10 protein-coding genes are annotated in these 12,665 nt (G+C 59.0%); 2 read left to right on the top strand and 8 right to left on the bottom strand.

The window, feature by feature from the left end:
• Window positions 1-27: 27 nt before the first annotated feature.
• From AC07OJ_RS02665 to AC07OJ_RS02645, 5 genes are all read right to left on the bottom strand, one after another.
• Window positions 28-1,713: an AMP-binding protein gene (locus tag AC07OJ_RS02665; RefSeq protein WP_495093860.1), complete on the bottom strand. Its 1,686-nt coding sequence runs from the start codon at window positions 1,711-1,713 to the stop codon at window positions 28-30.
• Between the two features lie 154 nt (window positions 1,714-1,867).
• A complete protein-coding gene (locus AC07OJ_RS02660) occupies window positions 1,868-3,109 on the bottom strand; it encodes an OprD family porin (protein ID WP_495094261.1) in 1,242 nt (413 codons plus the stop codon).
• 175 nt (window positions 3,110-3,284) lie between these two features.
• Window positions 3,285-4,052 (bottom strand): SDR family NAD(P)-dependent oxidoreductase, encoded by a 768-nt coding sequence (locus AC07OJ_RS02655; protein WP_106803943.1) that lies wholly within the window; start codon window positions 4,050-4,052, stop codon window positions 3,285-3,287.
• 18 nt (window positions 4,053-4,070) lie between these two features.
• Window positions 4,071-4,907 (bottom strand): enoyl-CoA hydratase/isomerase family protein, encoded by an 837-nt coding sequence (locus tag AC07OJ_RS02650; RefSeq protein ID WP_495093859.1) that lies wholly within the window; start codon window positions 4,905-4,907, stop codon window positions 4,071-4,073.
• Window positions 4,904-5,620, bottom strand: a complete 717-nt coding sequence (locus tag AC07OJ_RS02645) for an NAD(P)H-dependent oxidoreductase (RefSeq protein WP_106803944.1) — start codon at window positions 5,618-5,620, stop codon at window positions 4,904-4,906. The genes AC07OJ_RS02650 and AC07OJ_RS02645 overlap by 4 nt, the downstream gene beginning before the upstream one ends.
• 95 nt (window positions 5,621-5,715) lie before the next feature.
• Here AC07OJ_RS02645 and AC07OJ_RS02640 point away from each other — a divergent pair, with 95 nt between their 5' ends.
• Together AC07OJ_RS02640 and AC07OJ_RS02635 are read left to right on the top strand one after the other, a co-directional pair.
• Window positions 5,716-6,741, top strand: coding sequence for a GlxA family transcriptional regulator (locus AC07OJ_RS02640; RefSeq protein ID WP_106803945.1), 1,026 nt, complete (start codon window positions 5,716-5,718; stop codon window positions 6,739-6,741).
• Window positions 6,742-6,816: 75 nt separating this feature from the next.
• Window positions 6,817-7,635 carry an AraC family transcriptional regulator gene (locus AC07OJ_RS02635; RefSeq protein WP_495093858.1) on the top strand — a complete coding sequence of 273 codons (819 nt, stop codon included), beginning with the start codon at window positions 6,817-6,819 and terminating at the stop codon, window positions 7,633-7,635.
• Here the strand turns inward: AC07OJ_RS02635 and AC07OJ_RS02630 are convergent.
• The 3 genes from AC07OJ_RS02630 to AC07OJ_RS02620 all read right to left on the bottom strand — a co-directional run bounded on the left by AC07OJ_RS02630 (window position 7,553) and on the right by AC07OJ_RS02620 (window position 12,630).
• Window positions 7,553-8,782, bottom strand: coding sequence for a pyridoxal phosphate-dependent aminotransferase (locus AC07OJ_RS02630; RefSeq protein WP_495093857.1), 1,230 nt, complete (start codon window positions 8,780-8,782; stop codon window positions 7,553-7,555). The two genes, AC07OJ_RS02635 and AC07OJ_RS02630, sit on opposite strands and share 83 nt — an antisense overlap.
• Window positions 8,783-8,822: 40 nt before the next feature.
• Entirely contained in the window at window positions 8,823-12,305 is a 3,483-nt protein-coding gene (locus AC07OJ_RS02625) for an indolepyruvate ferredoxin oxidoreductase family protein (RefSeq protein ID WP_495093856.1), read from the bottom strand.
• Between the two features lie 133 nt (window positions 12,306-12,438).
• Window positions 12,439-12,630 (bottom strand): hypothetical protein, encoded by a 192-nt coding sequence (locus tag AC07OJ_RS02620; protein WP_106803948.1) that lies wholly within the window; start codon window positions 12,628-12,630, stop codon window positions 12,439-12,441.
• Window positions 12,631-12,665 lie beyond the last annotated feature (35 nt).

The following is a 12,665-nucleotide window of genomic DNA, read 5'->3' as shown; positions in this document are numbered from 1 at the left end:
GGCGCATCATTGAATGTCAGCAACGCTCTAGCACACAGCCAACGCAAGCTCTTCTTCCATGATTTCGCGCATCCTGAACTTCTGTACCTTGCCGGAGAGCGTCATCGGAAAGCCGTCTACGAAGCGTATGTAGCGTGGGATTTTGTAACGAGCGATCTGGCTGCTGCAGAACTCGCGTATTTCGTCTTCGTTGATCACCTGGCCTGGGCGCACGATGACCCAGACACACAGCTCCTCGCCGTACTTCTCATCCGGCACACCGATCACCTGCGCATCCTGAATGGCCGGGTGTTGATACAGGAACTCCTCGATTTCGCGCGGGGAAATATTTTCGCCGCCGCGTATCACCATATCCTTGATACGCCCGGTGATGCTGACGTAGCCCTCGGCATCCATCGTGGCCAGGTCGCCGCTGTGGATCCAGCCGTCGCTGTCGATGGTTTGAACGGTCTTTTCCGGGTCATTCCAGTAGCCTTGCATCAGCGAATAACCGCGAATACACAACTCCCCCACTACACCGGTCGGCACAGTATCTCCTGACTCAGGGTGGACCACCTTGGCTTCCAGATGGGGATGCACTTTGCCGATGGTCGACACACGTTTTTCCAGCGGTGTCTCACACGTGCTTTGATAGCTGGCGGGGCTGGTCTCGGTCATGCCGTAGGCAATAGTGACATCGCGCATATGCATGTCGCGCTGAACCCGGCGCATTACCTCAATCGGGCACGCCGTGCCGGCCATGATGCCGGTGCGCAAGGTGGACAGGTCGAATTCGTGAAACCGTGGGTGGTCCAGCTCGGTGATGAACATCGTCGGCACCCCATGCAGGGCGGTGCAGCGCTCATTCTGTACTGCCTCAAGGGTGCGCACCGGGTCAAACGTATCGTTTGGGTAGACAATGGTGCTGGCATGGCTCAATGCCGCCAGGTTGCCAACCACCATCCCAAAGCAGTGAAACAACGGCACGGGAATGCACAGACGGTCAGTGGCCGTGAGGCTCATGCCCTCGCCGAGGAAAAATCCATTATTGAGAATGCCGCGATGGGTCAGCGCTGCGCCCTTAGGCGAGCCCGTGGTGCCGCTGGTGAACTGGATGTTGATCGCATCAGTGTTCTTCAGCGTCGCCGCGACACGCGGGACGCGCTCGTCCAAGGCATCCCCCAGGCTCATCAGATCGCGAAAGCGCATAAAACCGGGCACTTGCTCCTCGCCCAGGTGGATCACCGTATGCAACGCGGGCAGCCTCGCAGCACTGAGCTGCCCAGGCGCGCAGGTGTTGATTTCCGGGGCAATCGTTCTGATCACTTGCAGGTAATCGGTGGTCTTGAATGCCGACAGGGTGATCAATGCCTTGCAGCCCGCCTTGTTCAACGCGTACTCAAGTTCCATGGTTTTGTAGGCTGGATTGAAGTTGACCAGGATGATCCCGACCTTGGCCGTCGCCAGTTGGGTTATCAACCATTCGGCGCTGTTGTTTGCCCAGATGGCCACACGATCGCCCGGCGCCAGTGACAACGCAATCAGGGCACTCGCCAGTTGGTTTACTTCAGCTTGAAGTTGAGAATAGCTAAGCCGGATATTCTGATGACACGAAACAAGCGCCTCATTATCGGGAAATCGCGCGACCACGTCGTCAAAGAAATCTCCCAGGGTTTTCTCTATCAACGGAATATGAACCGCGCCACGCGAATAACTTCTTTTTATTGTGTTCATCGTGTCTGTCTCAACATTGAAGTACTGCTGTGCCTGTATGCACAGTACGAGAGTCGACAGCGCTGGCACATTGGCAAAACTGACGTTTTTTATGCCAATCTTGCCAAGCCAGTAATTCCCTGCGGGTGTGCGCCAGGCTGCGACTATTTCGGGCCTACCAGAGTGGCAAGCTGTAGCTGACGATCAGGCGGTTCTCATCCAGATCACTCAGGAAGTTGCTGCGGGTGGTGGCGTTACGCAGCTTCAACGCCAGGTTTTTCAGTGGTCCGCTCTGAATGACATACCCCAGATCCGTGTTGCGCTCCCAGGTTCTGCCTTCGCTCAGCCCCGCCCCGCGGTCCACGTTGTCACCCGAGAGATAGCGGGTCATCAGGGTCAACCCGGGAATGCCCAACGCGGCGAAGTCATAGTCGTAGCGCACCTGCCATGAATGCTCATCGCGGTTGCCAAAGTCGTTGATCTGTACCTGGTTGAGCAAAGCATCGTCCGCGCCATTGACGTAGGCGAAACCGGTGCGACCGCTGAGGTGCTGGTAGCCGGCGCTGAAGCTGTGGCCAAGCATTTTGTAGGTAAACAAGGCGCCCAGAGCATCGTTGTCCACGTTACTTCCGCCATCGGCACCCGAGTGTGCAAATCGGATATCGGACTTAAGGCTTTGCCCACCCCCCAACGGCAATTGGTGCACCAGATTGATCAAGTGTTGTTTGTAGATGCCATCAAGACCACCGTAGTAATAACTAGTGAACAGTGTCGGGGTCCATTGATAACGACCTCCGCCAAACAGAAATTCATCACTGGTTTTGGCACTTCCCAGCACTATATTGCGCTTGCCGCCATTGAAGACCGTCATCACTTCATTGTCCGAAGAGTCGCGCTGATTGACCCGATCAAGACGGCCCAGGTCAAGGTTTAAACCCTCGATCTCGTTACTGGCCAACCAGGCCCCGCGAAAGGTCTGCGGCATAAGGCGTGAGTCATTGCGCATCAGAGGCGGCAACACCGGCTGGACTGTGCCGAGCTTCAAGGTGCTCTTGGAAATACGTACCTTGGCAGTAAAGCCAGACTCGCCATATTCATCCTTGGCACGCTTTGGCCCGACCGCATTGGTCTTGAGCAGGCCAGTGCCAACCCGATCAGGGCTGGAGTCCAGTTTCAGCCCCAGCATCCCGATGGCATCAATACCGAAACCTACCGGGCCCTCGCTGTAGCCGGACTCTAAGCGCAACATAAATCCTTGCGCCCATTCCTCTGCTTTATTTTGCGCCGAGCCGCCCTGTCGGAAGTCGCGATTCATATAGAAGTTACGCAGTTCCAAAGTGGATTTACTGTCCCCCAGAAAGTCTGCGTGAGCCGATCCGACAATACCCAGGACCGCGCCTGCGCAGAGTGCGGGCATAACTGTACCGAAGTTGAAATGCATGGTTAGTCTACCTTTCGCTATTTTTATTGTTATTGCTGTTTTTTATTATTTTCGACTGTGACGCACACTTTAGTGCCGCTGGAATGACTCCCAACGTCACCAAACTTATTCAAACTTCCTGTTCACATTAAGCTGGAGCTTGTGTTACTCCTTATTGGGCGGCCATGCGCAGTGCACCATCGAGGCGAATCACCTCGCCGTTGAGCATGGGGTTCTGCACGATCGACGCTACCAGTTGCGCGTACTCGCTACCGCGTCCAAGACGTGACGGGAACGGCACCGTTTTGCCTAGGGACTCCTGTACTGCTGGCGGTAGACCCAGCAGCATCGGCGTCTCAAAGATGCCGGGGGCGATGGTCACGACTCGAATGCCGACACGTGCCAGCTCGCGGGCAATCGGCAGTGTCATGCCAACCACGCCAGCCTTGGATGCCGCATAGGCCGCCTGACCGATTTGCCCATCAAAGGCGGCCACGGAAGCGGTCGTGATGATTACCCCGCGCTCGCCATCGCCATTGGGCACATTGTTGCTCATGGCGGCGACGGTCAATCGGATGGCGTTAAACGTACCCACCAGATTGATCGTGATTGCCCGTGCAAAGGTCTCCAAGTCATGCGGCCCCACTTTACTCTGCACCTTCTGCCCAGGCGCAACGCCGGCGCAGCAGATCAGTCCATCCACCCGACCGAAGCGGCTCAACGATTTATCAATAGCGACCTGCATGGAGTGTTCGTCGACCGTATCCGCATGCACAAACAACGCGGCCGTTCCGAGTTCATTCGCCAGCGCTTCACCTGCCGCTGTATTGAGATCAGCCAACACTACCTGGGCACCGGCCTCGACCAACCATTTGGCTGTGGCAGCGCCTAACCCTGAAGCACCACCCGTGATGAAAAAAACCGAACCTTCGATGTTCATGAAAGACCTCTTGGTGAATTAACGAGAAGCACCAAATTGAGTTTTGCGTCGCTGGCAGAACGCGGCGACGCCCTCTGCAAAGTCAGCGCTGGCGGAAACCGCCACGAACGTGGCTTTTTCGGCTGCCAAGGCCGTTTCCAGGGTTGCGTCCAGGCCGCTACGCAGCAAGCGTTTGATCCCCGCATGCGCCGCCGCGGGGCCGTCGGCCAAACGCTGGGCGATGGCCAGGCCAGCGGTGTGTAGTTCATCGCGAGGCACCACTTCAGTCACCAGGCCCGCGGCCTTCGCGTCCGCGGCGCTCAGTTTCGGGTTCAACAACGCGATGGCCATGGCCCGATGCAACCCAACCTGCCGTGGCAGATGCCAGGTAGCACCGCCGTCTGGCGTTGCGCCAATTGCGCTGTACGCCATCAGGAAGCTTGCATCGTCGGCCGCGACCAGAATGTCGCATGCCAAGGCCAGCGACAGGCCAAAGCCAGCGGCCGCGCCGTTGATCAAAGCCAGCACCGGACAGGGCAATTGCGTCAGCCCGGTTACCGCTTCGTTGACGGCACTGATCAGGGTTTCCAACTCATCGGCGCACGCCGCGTTGGAGACATTCAACAAAGCCTCGAAGCGGCGCACATCGCCCCCCACCATGAAGTGCGCGCCACTGCTGCGCAGCACCACAACGCTTGGCGGGTTCACCACCAACGAGCGCACCGCATCTCTCAACGCCAGCCCCATGCCCAGATCCACACTGTTGCCCGTCTCAGGACGATTCAACGTGATGAAACCAATGAGCCCTTGGCGTTCGACTTGAACGCCTGCATCTGTGTTTAAAGCAGCTGTCATATCGACCTCGCAGACCTTCACGCGTGAGCCGTCGAAGGTTTTGGGCGCAGGATTTCGTCGTAGTCGTCAAGCGACGGAAACTCGAGCGCGGCACGCTGATCCAGGGTCAACAGATGCTCGCGGTACTTCGCCAGGTAGTCCTCACGCGCCGCCTGGCTGATATAGGGCACATGGAAGGCCACGAATGGCGGCAGCACCGTAAGACCGACATAGCCCAGCACACCGCGCTGGATGGGCTGCAACAGGATTTCCAGCTCACCGTGCACAGCGCCGGGACCAAACATATGGTCCTGCCCGCCCAGGGAGAACGCGAGCATGGCTTTTTTATCCTTCAAGCCTCCGCGGTCATAAATGCGTGCACCGCCATAGCAGTACCCCGAAATGAACACGCGGTCGAACCAGCCCTTCATGATCGCCGGCATGCTGAACCAGTAGATCGGGAAGTTGAAGATGATCAGGTCGGCGCGCTTGATCTTCTCCAGTTCAGCGAGGATGTCCGGCGCGAGGGTGCCAGTGGTGTAACCGTTGCGCTGCTCCAGGGCGTAGACCAGGTGCTCGCTGTTGGCGCGCTGGCCAAAGTCGCTGGCGCTGGCGACAGGATTGAAGTTCATCGCGTATAAATCAGACACGTCCACCTCATGCCCCTGCCCGCTCAACACCTCCACAGCGAGGTTGAACATGGCCGTGTTGAATGACTGCGGTTCGTTGTGCGCGTGGACAATCAGTACGTTCATGAAAGCTCCGTCAATGGCTGATGAGCTCACTGTACGGAAGCGGATCGCGGTGCTAAATTGGCATTAATGACTATTTTTATGCGTAATTTGCCATTATGAAAATCACCCCGGTACGCGTCGCCATTCTTGCCCTCGATGGCTGTTATGCCTCCAGCCTCGCCGGCATCGCCGACGTGTTCCATGTCACCAATGCGCACCTCAGTCGCCAGCAACACAAGACCGGTAATGCCATTGCCCGGCCCTTTTCCTGGCAGTTCGTGTCGAACAAGGGTAAGCCCGTCACGGCATGCAATGGCTTGGCGTTGAACATTGCCACCCCACTGCCGCAAGAGAAGGTCGATATGATCTTTATTCCGGGGCTGTACTACGCCGGGCATGACGCTTTCGAACAGATGCTCGAATCCGCCGCTCCGCAGTTAGAGTGGCTCAAGGCGCAATGGCGCGAGGGCGCGGTGCTGGCCGCTAATTGCACGGGTACCTTCCTGCTTGCCGAAACAGGCTTATTGCAGGGCCGCCAGGCCACTACCACCTGGTGGCTGGAGCGGCTGTTTCGCGAGCGCCACCCCACGGTGAACCTGCAATTGCGCTCGATGGTGACTGAGGAAGACCGCCTGTGGTGTGCCGGCGCCAATGCATCGTATCTGCTGCAAGGGGTCAGGATGGTTGAGCATTTCTGTGGCGCGAATACCGCGACCCTGACCGCCAAAACGATGCTTATCGACACCAGCCAGACCACTCAACTGCCTTATCTGCCCCTGCAGATGGAAACGGTGCACAGCGACACCATGGTCGCCAAGGCACAGCACTGGCTGCTCAAGCACTTTGCCGAGGATATAAGCCTGCCTGAGCTTGCTTCTGCGCTGTCAGTCAGCGTGCGTACGCTGATCCGCCACTTCAACAGCGTGCTGGGGACAACGCCCCTCGCCTACCTGCAAAATCTGCGTATTGAGATCTCCATGACCCTGCTCGAGAGCGGCGATCTGAGCATCGAGGAGATTGCCAATCAAGTCGGTTATCAGAACGCCAGTTCCTTTACGCGATTGTTTCGCCAGCAAGTGGGATCGACGCCAGCCGCTTATCGCAGTCGGTTTGCGACAACGGGCGGCAATCGACAACGATAGTCTAACCACAAACGTGCAAGCCACGGCCCCCAGTGCAGACGTACTCTGCGGGAAATCACTGAGTAGCCGCTCCCGATGCAGACAAAAGACTGGGTCAGACACGCGCCGCAGACCTCCCCCATAGAGAGACTCGAAGCGTTTTTTGGCACCCATGCGTTCAACACGCACCAGCACGATACCTACGCGATCGGCATCACGCTGCACGGCGCGCACCGCTTCAATTACCGAGGTGAGGCCAAAGTTTGCGCCCCTGGTGAAGTGATGGTAGTGCACCCCGACGAACAGCATGATGGCCGCGCCGGTACCGACGGAGGCTTTCGCTATCAGGGCCTGTACTTGCCGCCCGCGCTGGTACAACAAATCCTCCAGGGCAAACCGTTGCCGTTCCTGAAAACCGCGGTATCCCAGGACCCACGTCTGACGACGACGGTATTCGAACTCTTGCACGCGCAAGACCTCGATCCCATGTCTGAAGAAGATGCACTGCTATCCTTCGTGACCACCCTCGCGGCCGTTACCGGCCAACCCCGCACACGCACGGCCCATCATTTCGAGGCCGCACGCAGGGCGCGGGACTATATTCATGACAACCTGGACGGCCCAATCACCCTTGACGAGCTCGCAGAGTGCGCGGGGCGCGACCGCTGGAGCCTGTCAAAGGATTTTCGGGTGTTCTACGGTACCAGCCCCCATCGCTACATCACCGCACGCCGGCTAAGCCGCGTAAAACTATTGGTACAAGCCGGGCAGACCTTGTCCAAAGCCGCGGTCGATGCGGGCTTCTTCGACCAGAGCCATATGTCCCGGCACTTCACGCGCAGTTTTGGGATTGCCCCTTCCCGTTGGCTTTTCCCAGAGCATGGCGCACCTGCAGAAACTGCTCCATACGACTAACCGCTTCTATGAGCCTTTCAATACTGGTCGTGTAGGAGAAGCGGATATAGCGCTCCGGCTGATTGGTCCCAAAATCCAGACCCGGCCCCGTTGCCACCCCAGCCTCTTCCAGCAGCGTCATGGCGAATGCAAAGCTGTCGGTGGTGAATGCTGAACAGTCGGCATAGATGTAAAACGCGCCTTCCGGCTTGGCCACCACACGAAAGCCTAACCTTGCCAACTCGGCAGAAAGGAAGTCGCGACGGCGCTGGAACTCCATGCGACGCGTCTCCAGCAAGTCGAGGGTTTCGGGTTTAAAGGCTGCCAGCGCCGCGTACTGGGCTGGTGCCGACGGCGACAGGAACAGGTTTTGCGCAAGCTTTTCGATGTGCCGTGTATAGCCTTCGGGTACCACCAGCCAGCCCAGGCGCCAGCCGGTCATCTGGAAGTATTTGGAGAAACTTTGAACGATCCAGACGCCCTCGCAGCACTGCAGTGCGGTGGTGGACTCCTGGTCGTAGGTGAGGCCCTGGTAGATCTCATCGAGAATAAAATGCCCGCCCTTGGCGCGGATAAACTCTGCGAACGTGCGGACCTGTTCGAGGCTGAGCATGGTGCCTGTAGGGTTGGCCGGTGAGGCAAACAGCGCGCCGGCGGTCGAATCATTCCAATGGGCTTCAAGGTCAGCCAGGGTGGGCTGGAAGTTATGCGCTTCGCCCACCGGAATCGAGGTAGGCACGCCCTCAAAGATGCGCACGAAATTGCGGTTGCACGGGTATCCAGGATCGGTCAGCAACCATTCCTTGCCCGGCTCGGCGAGGCAGGCCAATGCGAGTAACAGCCCACCCGAAGCACCCGCCGTCACCACGATGCGTGACACCGGGACCGTGACGCCGTAACGCCGCAAGTAGTAATCGGCGATCGCCTGGCGCAGCTCGGGAATCCCCAGCGCAGGGGTGTAGGTGGTCTTGCCGTTGGCCAGGGCCGCTTGGCCGGCAGCAATGATGGCGGGTGGGGTCGGGAAGTCGGGCTCGCCGACCTCCATGTGCACAATGTCGCGCCCTTCCGCCTCCAGCCGCTTGGCGCGGGTCAGGATATCAATCACATGAAACGGCGCCACATCGTCCATACGGGCGGCGATAACGGGCGGTTTGATCAGTGAGTTCATGGTTTTATCCTCCATTGATAATCGGTGCGACCTGGGTGAATCAAGCCACTTTTTTCAGCGCGATCACACGACCGCGCAACACATCCAGCAAAACGCTTTCGCGCTGCCTGGCCAACGCCATGGCTTTGGCGCGAACGTGCCCATAACCGCGGATCTGCTCGGGTAGCGAAACCAGCTCCAGCAGCGTGTCGTAATGCGCGCCACCGTCCTCCAGCAGCGGCAATACCTCAGCAATCACCGCCTCGTAGCGTTGGATCAGCGCGCGCTCCTGACGGCGCTCGACGGAGTAGCCGAACACATCCAGCGCAGTCCCCCGTAGCCCACGCAGCTTGGCGAGCAGGCGGAACACCGGCACGATCCAGGGGCCAAATTCGCTTTTCTTCGGCAGTCCGGTATCAGGCGCGCGTTTGGCAAACAGCGGTGGGGCCAGGTTGAACACCAGTTTGTAGTCGCCTTCAAACTGCTGGGAGATGCGGTCAAGGAAACCGCTTTCTACATGCAGGCGTGCGACTTCGTACTCATCCTTGATCGCCAGCAATTTGAAGTAGTACTTGGCAACGGCCTGGGTCAGTTCGCTACGTCCAGTGCCGAGCCGTTGTTCTGCGTTACGTACCTGTTCGACCAAGGCGCTGTAGCGTTGGGCGTAGGCACTGTTCTGATACTCGGTAAGGAACTGCTGACGGACAGCGATCACCTCATCCAGTGTCTTGACGGGCTCCGGTGAAATACGCACACCCTGGCCGGCAGCCTTGGACTCCAGCAATTGCTCGACGGCTTGTGGGTTGACCGCTGCCTGGCGCCCCCAACGGAAGGCTTCTGTGTTCATCTTTTTGGCTGCGCCATTGAGTTCGATGGCCGATTCGATCGAAGTCGCAGAGATAGGAATCAGCCCGCGCTGGTAAGCAAACCCGAGCATGAACATGTTGGCGGCGATGCTATCGCCCAACAGCGCTGTGGCGATGCGACCGCAATCTACGAACTCGGCATGATCCTGGCCCACCGCCTCGACGATATTGCGCCGCAGCGCTTGGGTGGGGTATTGCATATCGGCATTGCGAGTAAAGGCACCCGGCATGGTTTCCTGGGTGTTGGCCAAGACGTAGGTGCTGCCATGGCGCGTTGCTGCGAGGGTCTTGGTGTTGCCCGCCACAATCAGGTCGCAGCCCAGCACCAGGTCGGCGCCACCGGCGGCGATACGGATGGTCTTGATTGACTGCGGGTCGGGGCCGAAGCGCAGATGGCTCCACACCGATCCCCCCTTCTGGGCCAGGCCAGCCATATCGAGCAAGCCACAGCCGCGCCCTTCAAGGTGCGCAGCCATGCCCAAAATGGCGCCAATGGTGACGACCCCAGTGCCGCCCATGCCCGCGACTAAAATGCTGTAGACCCGATCATCGATACTCGGCCGCATCGGTTCCGGCAGCAACGGTACCGCCTGCCCCTGCACGGCCGCCTCCGGCTTGCTCAGGCTGCCGCCAACAACGGTGACAAAGCTTGGGCAGAAGCCGTTGACGCAGGAATAGTCTTTATTGCAGGAAGACTGATCAATCGCACGCTTGCGACCAAACTCGGTTTCCACCGGCTGCACTGACACGCAGTTGGACTTCACGCCGCAGTCACCACAGCCTTCACACACCAGGTCGTTGATCACGATGCGTTTGGCCGGGTCGGGGAAAGTACCGCGCTTGCGGCGCCGACGCTTTTCCGCTGCGCAGGTCTGGTCGTAGATCAGCACCGACGTGCCTTGCACCTCGCGGATCTCGCGCTGGACGCTGTCGAGTTCGTCACGGTGATGGAAGGTCACGCCGGCGGGCCAGGCGGTCTCCAGCGGGTATTTGTGGGGCTCATCGCTGACCACCACGATGCGCTTTACCCCTTCGGCACTGACTTGATGAGCGATGGCCGGCACGGTCAATGCGCCATCGTGTTTCTGCCCGCCGGTCATGGCCACGGCGTCGTTGAACAGAATCTTGAAGGTGATGTTGGTGCCGGCGGAAACGGCGGCGCGTATGCCCAGATACCCGGAGTGGAAATAGGTGCCATCGCCGATGTTCTGGAACATGTGCTTGCGCTTGGAAAACGGCGCCTCGCCGACCCACACCATGCCTTCGCCGCCCATGTGGGTGTAGCCCAGGGTGGAGCGGTCCATGGACTGCGCCATCCAGTGGCAGCCAATACCGGCGTAGCCTTTGCTGCCTTCCGGCAGCACCGTGGACGAGCTGTGCGGGCAGCCGCTGCAGAAGTAATAACTGCGTGCCAGCAACTCGGTGTCGCCCTTAACCACTTGGTAGGCACGCAGCTCTTCAATGCGCAGACGCAGGCTGGAGTTGCTACCCAGTTCGAGCAGGCGTTCACCCAGGGCGATAGCGATCTGGTTGGAGTCAAGGGCCATTTCCGACTGGAACAGCGTCTGGCCCGCCTCATCCAGTTTGCCGACAATGACCGGGGCGACGGCGCGGCCGTAGAACTGCTCCTTGAGCTGGAATTCGAGCAGGCTGCGCTTCTCCTCCACCACCAGGATTTTGTTCAGACCCTCGGCAAAACGTAGCGCGCCTTTGGGTTCCAGAGGCCAGACCATCCCGACCTTGTAAATGCGCAACCCCATGACAGCGGCGGCCTGTTCGCTGAGGTTCAGGTCGTCAAGTGCTTGCAGTACATCCAGGTAGCTCTTGCCGTGGGTGATCACGCCAAGCGTAGCGCCAGGGGCATCAATGACTACGCGGTCCAGCGCGTTGTCACGGGCAAAGGCGCGCACCGCATTCAGCTTGTAGCGGTGCAGCCGCGCTTCCTGTGCGTGTGGGGTGTCGGGTTGGCGGATATTGAGGCCATCCGGCGGCAGGGCAAAGTCCTGGGGGATATGGATCTTCACGCGGTTTATGTCCACGTCAATGGTCGCCGTGGCTTCGACGGTGTCCTTGACGCATTTGATGCCGACCCAGCAGCCGCTGTAACGCGACAACGCCCAACCGATCAGACCGAAGTCGAGGATTTCCTGGACGCCGGACGGACTGAGCACCGGAATCATGGCGTCGACCATGGCAAATTCGCTCTGGTGGCAAGTACTGGACGATTCGCAAGTATGGTCATCGCCCATCAGCACCAGCACCCCGCCCAACTGCGCGGTGCCCGCGAGGTTCGCATGCCGGAACGCATCACCTGTGCGGTCAACGCCGGGGCCCTTGCCGTACCACATGCCGAACACGCCGTCGTACTTGCCCTCACCGCTCAGATGAGCCTGTTGCGCCCCCCAGATGGTGGTGGCCGCCAGATCTTCGTTGATACCCGGCACAAACAGGGTGTGGTGCTGCTCAAGGTGCTTTTTCGCCTTGCCCAACTGATCATCCAGACCGCCCAACGGCGAGCCCCGATAGCCGGAGATGTAGCCGGCCGTGTGATGGCCCTGCTGCTGATCACGCTGACGCTGGGTCATCGACAATCGAACCAGGGCTTGGGTGCCGGTGATGAAAATACGCCCATGGGAAAGCGTGTATTTATCGTCAAGCTGGACGGTCTTCAGGGTCATCATTCAACTCCACCCCTTGGCTGGGGTATTTATTGTTTTTAGTTAAGAGCAGGCGCGACTTGACCTCACGCGGCTGCATGGGGCGGCCGCGCGTATTACGTCTGTCTTTGGGGCTAAGCGGTAAGAGGGCTGGCTAGCCCGGCGAACGCCACATCGTGTAGAGCACCAGCGTGGAGAACGCACCAATCGCCAGCCCTGCCGCGAGTGAAATCTTGAGCCCCATGACGCCACCGAAGAAGCCCCCCATCAGGAGCGCCAGCAGCAGGTAGACACTGTCGCTGCGTTTGCGATGAGGGCGAATGATCAAACTCAGAAAGGGGGTCATAACCTTGCTCCGTAGCGATGACAGCCTGGATCAGC

Source organism: Pseudomonas sp. GW821-FHT09C08, from assembly GCF_059418125.1.
Note: the sequence above shows the minus strand (reverse complement) of the source record. Positions and strands in the feature narration are given on the sequence as shown.